The following is a 15894-nucleotide window of genomic DNA, read 5'->3' on the forward strand; positions in this document are numbered from 1 at the left end:
TTTGGTGACATGAGCAATTTTTCCCCCCGAGAGATCGTTTCCGAACTCGACCGTTTCATCATCGGCCAGAAGGACGCAAAGCGCGCCGTGGCCATCGCCCTGCGCAACCGCTGGCGGCGCCAGCAGCTCGAAGGCCAGATGCGCGAGGAGGTGATGCCGAAGAACATCCTGATGATCGGTCCCACCGGCGTCGGCAAGACCGAGATTTCCCGCCGCCTGGCCAAGCTCGCCGGCGCGCCCTTCGTCAAGGTCGAGGCGACCAAGTTCACCGAGGTCGGCTATGTCGGCCGCGACGTCGAGCAGATCGTGCGCGATCTGGTCGAGGTGGCCATCGTGCTGCAGCGCGAGAAGATGCGCGAGGACGTCAAGGCCCGCGCTCATCTCAACGCCGAGGAGCGCGTGCTGGAGGCCCTGGTCGGCAAGACCGCTTCGCCGGCGACCCGCGATTCCTTCCGCAAGAAGCTGCGCGACGGCGAGCTGGACGACAAGGAGATCGAGGTCGAGGTGGCCGACACCGGCACCGGCGGCATGCCCGGCTTCGAGATTCCCGGCATGCCCGGGGCGAATATCGGCGTCATGAACATCAACGACATGCTGTCGAAGGCCATGGGCGGCCAACGCACCAAGACGCGCAAGACCACCGTGAAGGACTCCTACGACCTGCTGATCGCGGACGAATCCGACAAGCTGCTCGACCAGGACGAGGTGGTCCGCCGCGCCCTGGAATCAGCGGCCGACGACGGCATCGTCTTCCTCGACGAGATCGACAAGATCGCCGCGCGTTCCGACATTTCCGGCGGTCCCTCCCGAGAGGGCGTGCAGCGCGACCTGCTGCCGCTCGTGGAAGGCACGACCGTGGCGACGAAATACGGGCCGGTGAAGACCGACCATATCCTGTTCATCGCCTCGGGCGCCTTCCACGTCTCGAAGCCGTCGGACCTCTTGCCGGAGCTTCAAGGCCGCCTGCCGATCCGCGTCGAGCTGCGGGCGCTGGAGAAGGAGGATTTCGTGCGCATCCTGACCGAAACCGAGGCCAGCCTCATCAAGCAGTATATCGCCCTGATGGCGACCGAGGGCGTCACGCTGGAGTTCACCGACGACGCCATCGATTCGCTGGCCGGCATCGCCGTGGAACTCAACGACGCCGTCGAGAACATCGGCGCGCGGCGCCTGCAGACGGTGATGGAGCGGGTGCTGGACGAGATCTCCTTCGAGGCGGCCGACCGCAACGGAACCACCATCGCCATCGACGCCGACTATGTGCAGAAGCATGTCGGCGACCTGTCGAAGAACACGGACCTGTCGCGCTTCATCCTGTAATGGCGGCGCCGGGCGAAAGCCCGGCGCTTTCATTCCCGCAAGTGTGGCCGAATGGAAGCATCGGCCCGGCATTCGGCGAGCTTCGCCACAAGCCTCTCGACTTGCTCCGGGCCTTTACCTAGTTTGCGCCGCGGCTGTACATGAGCGGTGCATGAAAAGACTTATCCTGGCGATTCTCGGACTGGTGCTGGCGGCGGTTTCGCTGCCCGCGGGCGCGGCGACCCTGGTGCCGCCGGGCAACCGCAACGCGGAGCAGCCCTCGATACCGGGCGCGTCGACCCGGCGCACGCAGGCGACCAGCACCACCTTCCAGGCCAAGTACCGCAAGGTCTACGCGCTGTTCCAGAACGATCCGGCCCTGCGCGCGAAGATAAGGCAGGTGGCGGCGGCCTATGGCATCGATCCCATGCACATGGTCGGCGCCATCGTTGGCGAGCATACCTACAATGTGGACGCCTACGACCGCCTGCAGACCTATTACGTCAAGGCGATGGCCTATCTGACCAGCCGGCTGAGCTTTGCCTATGACGGCGAGGACGTGTCGGATTTCGTCCGGCGGCCGCAATTCGCCGGTTGCGCCGGCAAGACCGACAGCTACGAGTTGTGGGAATGCCGCGAACGCGTCTGGAACCATGATTTCCGCGGCAGGACGGTCGGCGGTAAAAAGTTCCCGGACAATCGCTTCGGCGCGACCTTCTTCCAGCCCTATTATGCAGGCCAGACCTTCGGGCTCGGCCAGCTCAACCCGCTCACGGCCCTGCAGATGGGCGACATGGTGCACCGGGTCTCGGGCCTTCCGAAGCTCGACGTCTCCGATCCCAATACGGTCTACAAGACCATCATGGATCCGGACCTGACCCTGCCTTATGTGGCCGCCACGATCAGGAAGTCCATCGACGCCTACCGCAGCATTGCCGGCTTCGACATTTCGCAGAACCCCGGCATCACCGCCACGCTCTACAATGTCGGCGATCCCGAGACACGGGCCTGGGCGCTGAAGCGTGAGAACGATCGCCGCAAGGCCGCCGGCGAACCCGTCAGGCTGCCGGAAGAAAATTATTACGGTTGGCTGGTGAACGACAAGCTGGCCGAGTTGAAGGCGCTGTTCTGAGATGCGGGACCGCGACCATCCTTTCCTGCGGCCGCTCTGGCGGCGCGTCGCGCTGGTTGCGGTCTGCTTCGTCTGGGCGGGGCTGGAATTCCTCGGCGGCTCGCCCATGTGGGGCATGATCGCGCTGGCCATGGGCGGCTATGGCGCCTGGCAATATCTCTACCTCTACGGGTCGGAAAAGCCAGACGATCCCGGCGGCGACACGGCCGATCGGTCCTGAAACGGTCGCGAGCGGTCGGGTTCAGCCGGCGCGCCTGACGTTCTTGTCTCAGGCATGTCGTCGTCCCGAAACGGTTCCCGCTTTCGGACGGCATGTTCTAGCCGGTCAGTTCAGGGCTTCTCCGCCCGCGATCCCTTCCAGGATCGGGCAATGCGGCCGCTCGTCGCCCTGACAGGCCTTGATGAGCTTCTGCAGCGTGGCGCGCATCTCCTGCAATTCGCGCACCTTCTCCTCTATCGCCTCGACATGCGCCGAAGCGATGGCGCGCACGTCCTGGCTGGCGCGGTCGCCGTCCTGGTAGAGCGCCATCAATTGCCGGCAATCGTCGATGGAGAAGCCTAGGCCCCGCGCGCGCCTGAGGAAAGTCAGGCGATGGATATCGTCCGTGGAATAGTCGCGGTAGCCGTTGGCGCACCGCAGCGGGCTGATCAGCCCGATTTCCTCGTAGTAGCGGATCGTCTTGGCGGGGAGCCCGGAGCTGCGGGCGGCGTCACCGACATTCATGATGCAACCTTTCGGCGATTAAGCGACCAGTCACGGAAAACCGCATCGTTGATTTTACTTCACAATCTTGTGACGCCTGTTGCGGAAATGCCATAGTTGGCGGTTTACCGCTGTGCGCTCGGCCTCATATAGGCATCGCGTGCTTGGCAACCAAAACAAATGCCACCATGAATACCGCCGAACGTTGCGTCTCGCATGAGTCGCGCAACCAGCACCACTCTATCACAGCCGGGGGACGGGGTTTTCATGCGCGTCAGATCGATCATCATCGGCGCCGCGATGGCGGTTGCGTTGGCCGGGTGCAGCACCATCGGCCAGATGCGCATTTTCTCCGACGACTACGGTCCAGTGGCGGATGCCGGCTACCAGCTTCCCCGCATCCCGATCTCCAAGGTTCCGACCAAATACCATCGCCAGATCGTCCGCTACGACACCAAGGAGAAGCCCGGCACGATCATCGTCGATACGACGAACAAGTTCCTCTATTACGTGATGCCCGACGGCGAGGCCATGCGCTACGGCATCGGCGTCGGCCGCGAAGGCTTCGAATGGCACGGTACCGCCCGCGTAGCCCTGAAGCGCGAATGGCCGACCTGGACGCCGCCCGGGCAGATGATCAAGCGTCAGCCGGAACTGGCGAAATGGGCGAACGGGATGCCGCCCGGCCTCATGAACCCGCTCGGCGCGCGCGCGCTCTATCTGTTCAACAAGGGCGGCGATTCCGGTTACCGCCTGCACGGCAGCCCCGAATGGGCCTCGATCGGCCACGCCATGTCGTCGGGCTGCATCCGGCTGATGAACCAGGACATCATCGATCTCTACAACCGCGCCGAGGTCGGTTCGAAGGTCATCGTGATGTGAATGCGTTTGCATGAGGACCGTCCCAGGCAACAATAGGACGTCCACACACAGAAAACCGGGCGCAAAGGCCCGGTTTTTTGTTTCTGTGCCGCGCCGTGAAGCGGAAGATCAGGAGACCTGCTCGACCTGCAGGACCTCCGGCACGAAATGCTTGAGCAGGTTCTGGATGCCGTGCTTCAGCGTCGCCGTGGACGACGGGCAGCCGGCGCAGGCGCCCTTCATATGCAGGAAGACGGTGCCGTTCTCGTAGCCGCGGAAGGTGATGTCGCCGCCGTCCTGCGCCACGGCCGGGCGCACGCGCGTGTCGAGCAGTTCCTTGATGGTCGAGACGATTTCCTCGTCGGCCTTGTCGTAGAATTCCTCGCCGCTTGCGCTGTCGGCGACCGGCCCGCTCCGGGTCATCACCGGCTGGCCGGACATAAAATGCTCCATGATGGCGCCGAGTATCGCCGGCTTGAGGTGCTGCCAGTCGGGGCCGTCCTTGCTGACGGTGATGAAATCGTAGCCGAAGAACACGCCGGTCACGCCCGGCACGTCGAACAGCCGGCCGGCAAGCGGCGAGGCGGCGCGGGCGCTGTCGGCGTCGCGGAAATCGGCGGTGCCCTCGACCAGCACTTCCTTGCCGGGCAGGAATTTGAGCGTCGCCGGATTGGGGGTCGCTTCCGTCTGGATGAACATGTCCGGTCTCCGCTCGCTCAAGGCATCAGTTTGGAATAGTTCTAATTAGGCTCGATCGCCGTTATATTCAAGCGAAAGCCGAGGGCGAGTCCTGCATCATAGCCTTGTCCGTCGACCATGCCGCGCCGGGCGTCAGGCCAGGCTGTCGATCTCTTCGTCGGAAAGGTGCTGCGGCACCACCGTCACCGGGATCGGGAACACCGCGCCCTTGCCCGCGATGGAGGCGACCAGCGGGCCGGGGCCCTCCTTGCCGGCGCCGGCGGCCAGCACCAGGATGGCGATGTCCTGGTCGTCCTCGATCAGCTTGTGGATTTCCTCGGTCGGCTTGCCTTCCCGCACCACCAGTTCCGGCTCGATGCCCACCTTCTGGCGCACCTTGGTGGCGTAGGCGTCCAGTGCCGCATGGGCGGCGGCGCTGGCCTCCTCGCGCATGATCTTCTCGACGCCCAGCCAATGCTGGAAGTCGTCCGGCTCGATGACGTAGAGCAGCACCAGCGTGCCGCTGGTGTTCTGCGCCCGCTTGGCCGCATAGGCGACGGCGCGCTCGCATTCGGGCGTGTCGTCGATGATCGTCAGGAATTTGCGGCGGTGGCCCGCTTCGCGACTGAGACGTTTGGAGACCATGTCTGCCCTGTCCGTGTTTCGCCCGCAATCTGCCACCCGCGCGTTTCGCCCGCAAGCACGACGAAACGACCGGGCGGCAAGATTGGGCGGTCAGTCCTGCAACAGTCCGATGATGTCGCGGACCGATCTCATCGTCGCCTCGGCCTGCCGCCCGGCCCGCTCGCCGCCGTCCTTCAGCACGGCGTCGACATAGGCGCGGTCGGCGAGGATGCGGCGCATCTCCGAGGCCACCGGCGCGAGCTTCTCCACGGCCAGGTCGGCCAGCGCCGGCTTGAACACCGAGAACTGCTGCCCGCCGAACTCCTTCAGAACCGCCTCCTTGGAGGTCTCGGCAAGGCCGGCATAGATGCCGACGAGGTTCTCGGCCTCGGGGCGGCCGGCAAGGCCGGCAACCTCGCTGGGCAATGCCTCCGGATCGGTCTTTGCCTTCTTGATCTTCTTGGAGATGGCGTCGGCGTCATCGGTCAGGTTGATGCGCGACAGGTCGGACGGATCGGACTTCGACATCTTCTTGGAGCCGTCGCGCAGGCTCATGATGCGCGCCGCCGGCCCGCCGATCACCGGTTCGGTGATGGGGAAGAAGCCTTGCACGGTCTCGTCGCCGACCTTCATCTCCACGCCAAGGCCAAGCTCGGCGATGCGATGCGAGAAGTCGTTGTTGAACTTCTGGGCGATGTCGCGGGTCAGCTCCAGATGCTGCTTCTGGTCGTCGCCCACCGGCACGTGGGTGGCGCGGTAGACCAGGATGTCGGCGGCCATCAGGCTCGGATAGGCGAGCAGGCCGAGCGAGGCGTTCTCGCGGTCCTTGCCGGCCTTGTCCTTGAACTGCGTCATGCGGTTCATCCAGCCGATGCGCGCCACGCAGTTGAAGATCCAGGCAAGTTCGGCGTGCTGCATCACCCGGCTCTGGTTGAAGACGATGTGCTTCTTCGGATCTATGCCGGCGGCGAGGAAGGCGGCGGTGATCTGGCGCGTCTGGTCCTTGAGGTCGTCGTGGACGAGCTGTGCGGTCAGCGAATGCAGGTCGACGACGCAGTAGATGCAGTCGGAGGTTTCCTGCAGGGCGACGAATTTCCGGATCGCGCCGAGATAGTTGCCGAGATGCAGGTTGCCGGTCGGCTGGACGCCGGAGAAGACGAGGGGCTTGAAGGCGGACATGGCGTGTTTCCTTGGCTTGTGGAGGGCCGTTTCGCGCGCGGCGAAAGTTCGGACGCGCGCTTATGAACGATGGCGGGTCGACAGGCAAGGAGTATGATGCGGCACTTTTTCGCCGTTCAGACCAGCATGGGAACCTTTCGCCCGAGCGGGCATCAAAGTCTGGAACGGAGAGGTGCCATGCCGCCGCGCAAGCAACATTTGACAGACCAGACGGTATATGAGGACGAGATGTCCCTCGTGCAGCGCGCGTTGGCGCGGGACAAGGAGGCGTTTCGCGCCATCATGGCGCGCTACAATCAGCGCCTCTATCGGCTCGCGCGCTCGATCGTGAGGTCGGAAAGCGAGGCCGAGGATGTGGTGCAGGAAGCCTATCTGCGCGCCTTCGCGAAATTGGCGACCTTCCGCGGCGAGTCCGCCCTGTCCACCTGGCTGTCCCGCATCGTCATCAACGAGGCGCTGGGCAGCCTGCGCAAGAAGCGGCGCAGGGACAGTCCTTCCATCGACGACGAGGTGCACAAGGCAAAGATCATTCGTTTTCCCGGCAATACGGCACGGGAGGATCCGGAACGCGAGATGGCACAGCGACAAATCCTCAAGCTCGTCGAAGAGACGACCGATCTTCTGCCCGAGGAGTTCCGGCTGGTGCTCGTGGCCCGCGCCATCGAAGGCCTGAGCATCGAGGAGACGGCGGAACTGCTCGGGATCAAGCCCGAAACCGTCAAGACCCGCCTCTACCGCGCGCGCCAATTGCTGCGCGCGCGCCTCGACGAGCGGATCGGCCCGGTGCTGATGACGGCCTTTCCTTTCGCCGGGCGGCGCTGCGAACGGCTGACCGGCGCCGTCCTCACGCAGCTCGAACGGGAGGGCCGCTGCAAACCCGGCGATGACGGCGAAGGGGCCTGACCATCTTTGTCCGTGGGCGGGAACGTTTTGCCGCGGGCGTCATCCAATGATTGTTGGAGCGGTATTTCCGCTGTCCTTTCTTGGGAGACTTTCATGTCGAAGAAACTGCATGCGGCCCTGGCCGCCCTTTTCCTGATCGGCGTTTCCGGCACCGCGATGGCGGCGGACAAGCCGACCGACCCGCAGATAGCCCACATCGCCTATACCGCCGGCGAGATCGACATCAAGGCGGCGAACCTTGCCGTCAAGAAGTCGAAGAACAAGGAGGTCGTGGCGTTCGCCAAGGACATGCTGCGCGACCATGAGGAGGTCAACAAGCAGGCGCTTGCCCTGCTCAAGAAGCTGAAGGTCAAGCCCGAGGACAACGCCACCTCCAAGGACCTGACCAAGGCGGCGGACGGCGAGCGCGCCAAGCTGACCAAGTTGAAGGGTGCCGCCTTCGACAAGGCCTATATCGACAATGAGGTCGCCTACCACAAGCAGGTGAACGGCGCGCTGCAAACGGTGCTCATCCCCTCCGCCTCGAATCCCGATCTCAAGTCCCTGCTCGAAACCGGGCTGAAGATCTTCCAGGGCCATGAGCAGCATGCGGAACATGTCGCTTCCATGCTGAAGTAGGGCGGCGTCATGTCTGCGGCGCGCCATCTTTCGATGGCTTTGGCATTCCTCCTCGGCATCGCGCCGGCTTCGGCCGAGACCGTGACGGTCACGGTCCAGAACCTCGCATTCTCGCCGGCCGAGGTGAGCGCCAAGGTCGGCGACACGATCCAGTGGGTGAACAAGGACAAGTTCGCCCACACCGCAACCGTCACGAACGGCTGGGAAGTGATGCTTCCCGTCGGCAAGTCGGGCAGTCACACGCTCGAGAAGGCCGGGACCATCGACTATATCTGCCGGTTCCACCCCAACATGAAGGGCCGGATCACGGTCGGGCCATAGGCACCGGCGCGGTTCCCCCGGAAGCGATCAGGCTTTGCTTCCGGCGGGGCCGCGCCGCATGTTCCTTCGCATCATGCCGAGATCGGCGCCGCCGGTCGCAAAGGCCAGCGCGAAATAAAAGACCGCGCCGCAGCCCGAAAGCGCGCCGAGCGCTGCCGCCTTCGTCAGGAGATGCGCCGACGAGGCCAGCCACGGCCCGCACCAGATCGCGCCGAAATGCAGGAAGGCGCCCATCAGGACCGACGACAGGACCAGGCGCGGGATGCGCTTCATCAGCGGCATGTCGCGGCCCCAATGGCCGCGCCGGATCAGGACGCCGAGCAGCATCAGGGCGTTGACCCAGCCGGCCACCGCAGAGGCCACGGCGATGCCCGGTGCGCCCATCGAGGGAAACAGCGTCAGTGCGGTGGCGACATTCACCACCACGGAGATGGCGGCGAAGATCATCGGCGTCTTCGTGTCCTCGCGGGCGAAATAGCCCGGGGTGAAGGCCTTGATCAGCACGAAGGCCGGCAGGCCAATGCCGAATATGGCCAGGATCGCGGCGACCGTCGGCGTCGAATTGTTGGCTGCGAAGGCGCCGCGCTCATAGAGCAGCCGCACGATCGGCTCCGATATGGTCAGCAGCGCGGCCGCGGCCGGCAGCGTCATGAACAGCGTGAACTCGACCGAGCGGTTCTGCAGATGCGCCGCCTCGACCATGTTGCCGGATTTCAGCGCCCGCGACAGTTCGGGCAAAAGCACGATGGCCACCGCCACGCCGACGACGCCGAGCGGCAGCTGGTAGACGCGGTCGGCATAGGCCAGCGACGACACGGCGCTGTTCTGGCCCGAGGCGATGGCCGTGCCGATCAGCTGGTTGATCTGGGTGATGCCGCCGGTGATCGCTGCCGGTAGCGCCAGGATCAGCAGCCGCTTCACGGCTGGTGTCATGTGCGGCCGCCGGAAGCCGATCCTGATGCCGGCATGGCGCACCGCGATCCACACGATCGCGAGCTGGACGATGCCGGCCGCCAGCACGCCCCATGCCAGGCCATAGCCGACATAATGCGCGTCCTGATGCGTGTACCAGGCATAGGCCAGCACGCCGATGAGGATGATGTTGAGGAAGACGGGCGCGATGGCGGCCGCGAAATAGCGGCGCAGCGAATTCAGCATGCCGGCCATCATCGCCCCCAGCGACATGCAGATGAGATAGGGGAACATGATGGTGGCGAGCCGCACCGTCATTTCGAACTTGCCCGGCGTGTCGGCGAAGCCCGGCGCCACCGCGTAGCGCACGATCAGCGGCATCGCCAATTCCATGGCTATGGTGAGCGCCAGGAGCGTGGTGAACAGCACGCCGAACACTTCCTCTGAAAAGCGCTTGGCGCCGTCCGTGCCGTTGGCCTCGATCTCCTTGGAAAACAGCGGCACGAAGGCGGCGTTGAAGGCGCCCTCGGCGAACAGGCGGCGGAAGGTGTTGGGAAACTGGAAGGCGGCGTTGAAGGCGTCGGCGATCGGGCCGGTGCCGAGCGCGGCCGCCATGAACATCTCGCGCGTGAAGCCGAGAATGCGGCTCATCAGCGTGCCGGAAGCCACGGTGGCGAATTTCTTTACCAGGCTCAAGTGGAGCGTTCTCCCGCCACGGTCTGTCGGTGCGCCGGCGCATAAAGGCGATTTGCGGCGGCATTCTGATGTCACCGCATTGGCGGAATGGCAACCCGGCTTTTTCGGGCTGCGTCCCGCGAAACGCGCTTCGCGGTCTCGGCGGCGCTATTCGAAGCGGATCGCCTGCAGGGCCGAACCGTTGCGCTTCAGCCAGTCCTTGCAGCGGTCGGTGTCGGGGCAGAGTTCCTTGCACAGCTTCCAGAACTTCGGCCCGTGGTTCATTTCCCTCAGATGCGCCACCTCATGCGCCACCAGGTAGTTTATCACCGGCCGGGGCGCCATCATGATGCGCCAGGAAAAGGAGAGATTGCCGTCGGAGGTGCACGACCCCCAGCGGCTGGTCGTGTCGCGATAGCGGATCGCCTTTGCCTTGCGCCCGACCTTTTCCGTATGGCGCACCACCAGGGCTTCGATCTCGCGCTTGGCCTCGCGCTTCAGGAAGTCGGCGACCCGGCGCGGCAGGTGCAGCCGATCGCCATGGACGATCAGAAGCGGTCCGCTCTCGTCCTGCGAAAGCGCCACGGTCCCGCGTTTGCCCGGCTCGTGCACGACCAGGTGAGGCACGCCGCGTATGGGGATGCTGATGCCCGGTCGTACTTGCGGCCGGTCGGGCACTTTCGCCAGGCGCTGCTCCAGCCAGCCCTGGTGCCGGTCGAGGAACCGCTCCACCTCGCCGCGCCTGAGGCCGGGCGGCACGGTGATGCGCAGGCCCTGGCCGCCGGCGTCGATCCGCAGCGTCAGCCGCCTCGCCCGTTCGTTCTCGACGATCCGGAGCGGCAGGGTGCGGCCGGCGACGACATGCTCCCGTTCCTCGACGGGGGCGGGGCGCGGCTGGGTCAATGCGCGGAAGAAGCCGAATGACATGCGCGGGACGATATGCGATTCGCCGGATTGGAAAAGAACAAAAAAGAAACGGCGCCGCTGGACGCGACGCCGCCATATCAGCGGTTACGGGACAACTCAGTTGTCGATGGTCTTGGACCCGTCGTCGTTCGGCTTGGCGGGGGCCGTATGCTTGTTACGGTTCGCCATGAAGCGATCGAACTCTTCCTGGTCCTTGGCGCGGCGCAGTTCGCGGGCATACTCGTCGAACTCGCCGAGCATCTCGTCCAGCTTGCGGCGCTCTTCGGCGAGACGTTCGAGTTCCTTCTCGCGCCAGTCGTCAAAGGCGACGTTGCCGGTGCGTCCCGGGCCGCGGCCCCAGCGCTGCGCCTTGTCGGCGTTGCGGCGGCAGCCGGCGAAGATGCCGTCCGTCGCCCGGTTCACGTCCCGCTTGAAGCCGTCAAGCCGGTCGCCCCAGATGATGTAGGCCAGCATTGCCAGTCCGAGCGGCCAGAACACCATGAAGCCGATCACCATCAACGCAATGGTCGCCGGCGTCCAAGCCGGACGGATCAATGCAGAAGTGTTCATTTTCTCCTGTTCCTTCCGTTGCAGCAGCCGGTTGCGACTGCGTGAAATCGACATGGGAAGGCGAAAACGGCAATTCAAGACGGTTTCGGCCGAAACCGGACAAGGGCTTGAAGCGCCTATCTCTTTTTCATGTGATCGAGACCGACCACCAGAAGTCCGGCCACCAGTCCCCAGAAGGCTGAGCCGACGCCGAACAAGGTGAGGCCCGAGGCGGTGACGGCGAATGTCACCGTCGCGGCCATGCGCTCGGCCTCGTTCTTCAGCGCGATGGAGAGCGCATTGGCGAGCGGCGCCGTCAGCGCCAGCCCGGCCACCAGCACGATCAGGCTCTGCGGCAGCACGGCGAAGATCGCCACCAGCGAGGCGCCGAAAACGGCGAAGACGAGATAGGCCAGCGCGTAGAACGGCCCGGTCTTCCAGCGCTCGGCCGGATCGGGATGCACGTCCGGTCCGGTGCAGATGGCGGCCGAGATCGCGGCGAGATTGGTGGTCGAGGCGCCGAAGGGCGCCGAAAGCAGCGAGAAGAAGCCGGTCACGCCGATCAGCGGTCCGGGCTCGGGGTTGTAGCCCGAGGCCCTCAGCACGGCGAGGCCCGAAAGGTTCTGCGAGGCCATGGTGACCAGGTAGAGCGGCAGCGCCAGCCCAATGATGGCCGAGGCGGTGAATTCGGGCAAGGTCAGCGTCAGGGTCGAAAGCTCGGGCGCGGGCAGTCCGCCGACGCGGCCGGTGAGGAAGGCCGCCAGCCCGCCGCCCACCAGCACGGCCAGCACCGAGAGCGCCGGATTGAACAGGCGGATGACGAAGAAGGCGGCGATCAGCGGCAGGATCAGCCACGGGTCCGCCGGGATCGTCTTGACCGCGTTGACGGCGAAGGTGACGACGATGCCGGCGAGCATGCCCGACGCCACGGAGGCGGGTATCTTCGCGATCAGCCGCGTCAGCGGCTTGAGCATGCCGGTGGCGATCAAAAGCACCGCCGTGACCAGGAACGCGCCGACCGCCTCGGCCATGGTGAAGCCGCTGGAGGCCGCGATAAGCGCCGCGCCCGGCGTGGACCAGGCGGTGATGATCGGCATTTTCGTGCGCCAGGACAGCCACAGGCTCTCGACCGCCATGGCCAGACAGATGGCGGTGACCCAGCTCGCGGTCTGGACCTGCGTGGCCCCGACCGCCGCCGCGGCGGCGATGATGATGGCCAGCGTGCCGCCGAAGCCGACGATCGCCGCGACGAAGGCTGAAACGGGGATGGAAAGGCGCACCGCCTCAGCCCGCCCGCGCGGCAATGGCGCCGACCGCATCCGTCAGCATCTCGAGATCCTGCGGACGCGACAGCCGGTGGTCGCCGCCGGGGATCAGCGACAGCGTCACGTCGTCGGCGGGCAAAAGGCTGGTGAGCTTCAGCGCATGCGCCGGCGGCACGTCCGGATCGGCAAGCCCCTGCAGGATGTGGACCGGGCAGTGCGTGTCGATCGGCCCGCTCATCACCAGATTGGCGCGGCCGTCCTCGATCAGCGCGCGCGTATAGATATAGGGCTGGTCGGAATAGTCGGACGGCTCCTCGAAATAGCCCTTTGCCGCCAGGTCGCGCTTCTGCGCCTCCGTGAGGGCCGGCTCCACCAGTTCGGCGGTGAAGTCGGGTGCCGGCGCCAGAAGCACCAGTCCCGCGATGCGGTCTTCCCCGGCCTTGCGCAGTTCCTGCACCATGCGCAGCGCGATCCACGCTCCCATCGACGAGCCGACCAGTATCTGCCTGCCCTGCGTTGCGTGCCGGAACACGGCGAGGCTCTGTGCCAGCCATTTCGAGATCGTGCCGTCGGCGAAATCGCCCCCCGACTCGCCGTGCCCGGAATAGTCGTGGCGCAGGAAGGCCCGGTCCTCGCGCGCGGCCCAGGCGGCCAGGGTCTCGGCCTTGGTGCCGAGCATGTCGGACTTGTAGCCGCCGAGCCACACCACGCCCGGCTTCGCGCCCGCCTGGCGCCGGAAGGCGATGCGGGTGCCTTCGACATCGAGGAATTCCGGATCGTTGGTCGCCATGGCTCGCTCCTTGGTAGCGTCTTGTGGCATGCCCGCCACGAGGAGCAAAGGCCGTTCTGTGCCATTCTTTTTGGTGCAGTGATGCCCGTATGCACTGGTGATTTTCCGTCGTCGCTGTGCTATTGACTCCGCCCGCGCGCTCACCACATTGCGCGTTCAGGCATTGATTAAAGCAGAATCCTGAAGGTAAACGGCTCGAGGAGACCACGACCATTCGCAGACCTTTCAAGGCAGCGGCGCCAACCAAGGACGGCCCGCGCTCAAACCGAGACATCCGGGTTCCCCGGGTCCAGCTCATCGACGCCGACGGCCAGAACCGCGGCGATGTTTCCATCAACGACGCATTGCTGGCCGCCGAGGAGGCGGGCCTCGATCTCGTGGAGATTTCCCCCAACGCCAATCCGCCGGTCGTGAAGATCCTCGACCTCGGCAAGCTGAAATACGCGAACCAGAAGAAGGCGGCGGAAGCGCGCAGGAACCAGAAGGTCATCGAGATCAAGGAGATCAAGATGCGCCCGAACATCGACGACCACGACTACGACGTGAAGATGCGCGCCGTGCGCCGCTTCTTCGAGGAGGGCGACAAGGTCAAGCTCACCCTGCGTTTCCGTGGCCGCGAGATGGCGCATATGGAACTGGGCATGCAGCTCCTCAACAAGGTGCGTGAGGAAACCGCCACCATCGCCAAGGTGGAGGCCGAGCCCAAGCTCGAAGGCCGCCAGATGATGATGGTGCTGGCGCCGCGCTGATCGCCGTGGCGCGCCGCGAAGCCGTGTAGTGGAGACGATCACGAAAGCGAGACCCCGCCGCGCGCGTGGCGGGGCGCCTTGTTTCCGCCTCACGGCCATGATTGCTCGAATGCACCCTGTATCTCCATGTAATCGGACCCGACATGAACAGCGAAACCGTGGGCGGTAAGGTCGGCGCTGGCCTTCATGCATATCAGCGCATGCGCCGCCTGGTGCTGGCCATCATCGTGGTCATGCTGTTCGTGGCGCTTCTGTTCGGGCAGTCGATCTTCCCGCCGGACAGCATCATCCACGAGACCCTCGAGATGGTCGGCATCCTGCTGATCTTCCTGGGCATCGTCGGGCGCCTGTGGTCGACGCTCTATATCGGCGGGCGCAAGTCGGCCGAGGTCGTCACCGGCGGGCCCTATTCGATCACGCGCAACCCGCTTTACCTGTTTTCCACGCTGGCGGCGGCCGGCGTCGGCGCGCAGGTCGGATCGATCCTGGCCACCATCGGATTGGCGGTCCTGTGCGCGGGTGCCTTCCATGTCGTCATCCTGCGCGAGGAGCGCTTCCTCAAGGAGGAACTCGGCGCGCCCTATCTCGCCTATCTGGCCAGGGTGCCGCGCTTCTTTCCCAATCTTTCGCTCTATCAGGAGGGCGACACCGGCTCGTTCAAGCCGCGGCTGCTCTTGAACACGCTTCTCGACGGGCTTGTCTTCCTCGTAGCGCTTCCGGCGTTCGAGATGATTGACGGCGCTCAGAAGTCCGGCGCCTTGCCGGTTCTCTTCCGTCTTCCCTGAAAAAGGGAAGGCCTGAACGGGGAAGGGCGCTAAAAGAGCAACGGGAGTTGCGCGCAGGCCTGCTTTGCAGTATAGGGCCGCGTTCCCAAAAACCGCCCGGCAGGGCATGCCGTGGCGGTTTCATTTGCTTTCCGGGCTTTGGTCGGCCTGGAGACAATCAACAGGGGCTTCCGGGTCCCGACAAGGAGTAAGCAAAATGCCCAAGATGAAGACCAAATCGGCCGCCAAGAAGCGGTTCAAGGTAACCGCCACCGGCAAGGTGCTGGCGCAGGCCGCCGGCAAGCGCCACGGCATGATCAAGCGCACGAACAAGTTCATTCGCGATGCCCGCGGCACCATGGCTCTCGCCGAGCCGGACGCCAAGAAGGTCATCAAGAATTTTCTGCCCAACGGCCTCTGAGCCGGGTCGCGCACCGTTTTAAGGAGATCATGACATGGCACGCGTAAAGAGAGGCGTTACCGCCCACGCCAAGCACAAGAAGGTCCTGAAAGCCGCCAAGGGCTTCTACGGCCGCCGCAAGAACACCATCCGCATCGCCAAGCAGGCCGTGGAGCGTTCGCTCCAGTACGCCTATCGCGACCGCAAGAACCGCAAGCGCAACTTCCGCGCCCTGTGGATCCAGCGCATCAACGCCGCCGCGCGCGAGCATGGCCTGACCTATGGCCGCCTCATCGACGGCCTCAACAAGGCCGGCATCGAGATCGACCGCAAGGTCCTGTCCGACATGGCCATCCACGAGCCGCAGGCCTTCGCCGCGCTGGTGGCCAAGGCCAAGGTCGCGCTGGAATACCTGAAGGACACCACGCCGAACGCTTTTGAGAGCGCCGTCGCCTAAGGCCGCCGCGCTTCCCAAGCTTTTCGTTTCTGATTTGGGAAACCCGCGCCGGCTGGGCTGGCGCGGGTTTTTCTTTGAAACAACGAGCCGAAAATCACTTCTAAAGTGA

Annotated in this window: 20 protein-coding genes; 11 read left to right on the forward strand and 9 right to left on the reverse strand. The window is 64.8% G+C overall.

The genetic code is table 11. The features are described 5' to 3' along the window. The first annotated feature begins 9 nt into the window (after positions 1–9). The 3 genes from hslU to QU595_RS01235 all read left to right on the forward strand — a co-directional run bounded on the left by hslU (position 10) and on the right by QU595_RS01235 (position 2651). Positions 10–1320 carry an ATP-dependent protease ATPase subunit HslU gene (hslU, locus tag QU595_RS01225; protein WP_315918418.1) on the forward strand — a complete coding sequence of 437 codons (1311 nt, stop codon included), beginning with the start codon at positions 10–12 and terminating at the stop codon, positions 1318–1320. Between the two features lie 151 nt (positions 1321–1471). After that, positions 1472–2431 carry a DUF1402 family protein gene (locus tag QU595_RS01230; protein WP_315918419.1) on the forward strand — a complete coding sequence of 320 codons (960 nt, stop codon included), beginning with the start codon at positions 1472–1474 and terminating at the stop codon, positions 2429–2431. 1 nt (position 2432) lies between these two features. Further along, entirely contained in the window at positions 2433–2651 is a 219-nt protein-coding gene (locus QU595_RS01235) for a DUF3329 domain-containing protein (RefSeq protein ID WP_315918420.1), read from the forward strand. Between the two features lie 105 nt (positions 2652–2756). On the opposite strand, the gene cueR is transcribed toward QU595_RS01235, so the two are convergent. Then, entirely contained in the window at positions 2757–3155 is a 399-nt protein-coding gene (gene cueR, locus QU595_RS01240) for a Cu(I)-responsive transcriptional regulator (RefSeq protein WP_315918421.1), read from the reverse strand. Between the two features lie 246 nt (positions 3156–3401). Here cueR and QU595_RS01245 point away from each other — a divergent pair, with 246 nt between their 5' ends. Next, the gene (locus tag QU595_RS01245; protein WP_315918423.1) at positions 3402–4016 is read left to right on the forward strand and encodes a L,D-transpeptidase; all 615 of its coding nucleotides are present in this window, start codon (positions 3402–3404) and stop codon (positions 4014–4016) included. A gap of 108 nt (positions 4017–4124) precedes the next feature. Here QU595_RS01245 and QU595_RS01250 read toward each other — a convergent pair whose 3' ends face one another. From QU595_RS01250 to trpS, 3 genes are all read right to left on the reverse strand, one after another. Next, positions 4125–4694: a NifU family protein gene (locus tag QU595_RS01250; protein WP_315918425.1), complete on the reverse strand. Its 570-nt coding sequence runs from the start codon at positions 4692–4694 to the stop codon at positions 4125–4127. 132 nt (positions 4695–4826) lie between these two features. Then, the gene (locus QU595_RS01255; protein ID WP_315918426.1) at positions 4827–5318 is read right to left on the reverse strand and encodes a universal stress protein; all 492 of its coding nucleotides are present in this window, start codon (positions 5316–5318) and stop codon (positions 4827–4829) included. A gap of 90 nt (positions 5319–5408) precedes the next feature. Then, a complete protein-coding gene (trpS, locus tag QU595_RS01260) occupies positions 5409–6476 on the reverse strand; it encodes a tryptophan--tRNA ligase (protein ID WP_315918428.1) in 1068 nt (355 codons plus the stop codon). A gap of 177 nt (positions 6477–6653) precedes the next feature. On the opposite strand from trpS, the gene QU595_RS01265 reads away from it, so the two are divergent. From QU595_RS01265 to QU595_RS01275, 3 genes are all read left to right on the forward strand, one after another. Next, positions 6654–7379, forward strand: a complete 726-nt coding sequence (locus QU595_RS01265) for an RNA polymerase sigma factor (RefSeq protein ID WP_315918429.1) — start codon at positions 6654–6656, stop codon at positions 7377–7379. A gap of 93 nt (positions 7380–7472) precedes the next feature. Further along, positions 7473–7997: a DUF4142 domain-containing protein gene (locus QU595_RS01270; protein WP_315918431.1), complete on the forward strand. Its 525-nt coding sequence runs from the start codon at positions 7473–7475 to the stop codon at positions 7995–7997. Between the two features lie 9 nt (positions 7998–8006). Beyond that, positions 8007–8318, forward strand: a complete 312-nt coding sequence (locus QU595_RS01275) for a cupredoxin family copper-binding protein (protein ID WP_315918433.1) — start codon at positions 8007–8009, stop codon at positions 8316–8318. 27 nt (positions 8319–8345) lie between these two features. Here QU595_RS01275 and murJ read toward each other — a convergent pair whose 3' ends face one another. The 5 genes from murJ to QU595_RS01300 all read right to left on the reverse strand — a co-directional run bounded on the left by murJ (position 8346) and on the right by QU595_RS01300 (position 13415). Continuing rightward, the gene (gene murJ, locus QU595_RS01280) at positions 8346–9926 is read right to left on the reverse strand and encodes a murein biosynthesis integral membrane protein MurJ (RefSeq protein WP_315918434.1); all 1581 of its coding nucleotides are present in this window, start codon (positions 9924–9926) and stop codon (positions 8346–8348) included. Between the two features lie 147 nt (positions 9927–10073). After that, the gene (locus QU595_RS01285) at positions 10074–10832 is read right to left on the reverse strand and encodes a M48 family metallopeptidase (RefSeq protein ID WP_315918436.1); all 759 of its coding nucleotides are present in this window, start codon (positions 10830–10832) and stop codon (positions 10074–10076) included. Between the two features lie 96 nt (positions 10833–10928). Next, complete coding sequence (locus QU595_RS01290) at positions 10929–11381, reverse strand: DUF2852 domain-containing protein (RefSeq protein ID WP_315918437.1); 453 nt, start codon at positions 11379–11381, stop codon at positions 10929–10931. Positions 11382–11497: 116 nt separating this feature from the next. Beyond that, entirely contained in the window at positions 11498–12640 is a 1143-nt protein-coding gene (locus QU595_RS01295; protein WP_315918439.1) for a benzoate/H(+) symporter BenE family transporter, read from the reverse strand. Positions 12641–12644: 4 nt separating this feature from the next. After that, the gene (locus QU595_RS01300; protein WP_315918440.1) at positions 12645–13415 is read right to left on the reverse strand and encodes an alpha/beta hydrolase; all 771 of its coding nucleotides are present in this window, start codon (positions 13413–13415) and stop codon (positions 12645–12647) included. Positions 13416–13627: 212 nt separating this feature from the next. Between QU595_RS01300 and infC the strand changes: the two genes are divergently transcribed. The 4 genes from infC to rplT all read left to right on the forward strand — a co-directional run bounded on the left by infC (position 13628) and on the right by rplT (position 15785). Further along, entirely contained in the window at positions 13628–14164 is a 537-nt protein-coding gene (gene infC, locus QU595_RS01305; RefSeq protein ID WP_315920640.1) for a translation initiation factor IF-3, read from the forward strand. A 143-nt stretch (positions 14165–14307) separates the two neighbouring features. After that, complete coding sequence (locus tag QU595_RS01310) at positions 14308–14949, forward strand: isoprenylcysteine carboxylmethyltransferase family protein (RefSeq protein WP_315918441.1); 642 nt, start codon at positions 14308–14310, stop codon at positions 14947–14949. A 196-nt stretch (positions 14950–15145) separates the two neighbouring features. After that, the gene (gene rpmI / locus QU595_RS01315; RefSeq protein ID WP_315918442.1) at positions 15146–15349 is read left to right on the forward strand and encodes a 50S ribosomal protein L35; all 204 of its coding nucleotides are present in this window, start codon (positions 15146–15148) and stop codon (positions 15347–15349) included. A 34-nt stretch (positions 15350–15383) separates the two neighbouring features. After that, positions 15384–15785 (forward strand): 50S ribosomal protein L20, encoded by a 402-nt coding sequence (gene rplT, locus QU595_RS01320; RefSeq protein WP_315918443.1) that lies wholly within the window; start codon positions 15384–15386, stop codon positions 15783–15785. Positions 15786–15894: the final 109 nt, after the last annotated feature.

Origin of the sequence: Mesorhizobium sp. SP-1A, assembly GCF_032460275.1 — a bacterium.
Lineage (GTDB): Bacteria > Pseudomonadota > Alphaproteobacteria > Rhizobiales > Rhizobiaceae > Mesorhizobium.